This window comes from Bradyrhizobium sp. P2_E8 (assembly GCF_056403875.1).
This window is the reverse complement of sequence record NZ_JBFUES010001691.1, coordinates 1-876: the sequence shown is the minus strand read 5'-3', so window position 1 is coordinate 876 and position 876 is coordinate 1. Positions and strand designations below refer to the sequence as shown.

The following is an 876-nucleotide window of genomic DNA, read 5'->3' as shown; positions in this document are numbered from 1 at the left end:
ATATGTCACCGAGCATCTGAAGAGCTTCGGCGCGGTCGAGATTCCGCGGCGGCGCTACACCGCGCTGCTCGACAGGGCGCTGGCGGGCGAGCCCGGCGATTTCCTCGAGCTCTCAGGCGAGGCGATCCCGGGCGCTCGAGCGCTCGAGATCATCGCCTCGCGGCAATAATCAAGGACTGGGCTTAGCGACCGAACCCGGGGATCCCGAACAGACCTGGCCGCTGCTCCGGCGGCGGAGGTGGCGGCGCCGGTTGCGGTTGCTGCGGAGGCGGCAATGGCTGCGGCGGACGCTGCTGCACGGCCTGCTTGGGCGCGGCCTTCTTCTGCGCGGGCGGCGGCGGCGCAGCCGGCCTGGTCGCGGGATCCGGCGCAGCCGTCGCAATGGTCTGCTGCGGCTCTTTGCAGTCGGTCAGCCAGATGTCGTAGATCGGATGCTCGACGCCGTGCAGGCCGGGGCTTGCCGCGTACATCCAGCCCGAGAAGATCCGCTTCACTTCGCCCTGCAAGGTGATCTCGTCGACCTCGACGAAGGCGTCGGTGTTGGCGGCTTCCGTCGCCGGCCGTGTGTAGCAGGCGTTGGTCTTGACGCGCAGCGCGCCGAACTGGACGGTCTCGCCGATTTCCTCGTCGAAATTGATGATACGGCCGGTGATCTTGTCGAGGCCGGAGAAGGTCGCCTTCTTGTTCACGATCTTCTGGGCCGGCGGCTCGGTCACGACCTCGTCGCCCGGCTGGAGGCTCGCCGGCGTCTGYGGCACGGCACCGCCCGGCCCGCCCTTCTGCGGGGGCTGGCGCGGCCCGGGCGCGCCCGGCTGGGGGGCGCCTAGCGGCGCGACCGCCACGGGCGGCGGCTGGTTCGGCGGCGCGGCGCTGGAG

General features: G+C 70.9%; 1 protein-coding gene and 1 pseudogene. One reads left to right on the top strand and one right to left on the bottom strand.

Going from position 1 to position 876, the window contains the following annotated elements:
• A pseudogene (locus AC1D00_RS43255) lies at window positions 1–169 on the top strand (leucyl/phenylalanyl-tRNA--protein transferase); the annotation flags it as partial.
• 13 nt (window positions 170–182) lie between these two features.
• On the opposite strand, the gene AC1D00_RS43250 reads toward AC1D00_RS43255, so the two are convergent.
• On the bottom strand, window positions 183–876 hold a 694-nt coding region (locus AC1D00_RS43250; RefSeq protein WP_477014944.1), incomplete at its 5' end, for a DUF2155 domain-containing protein.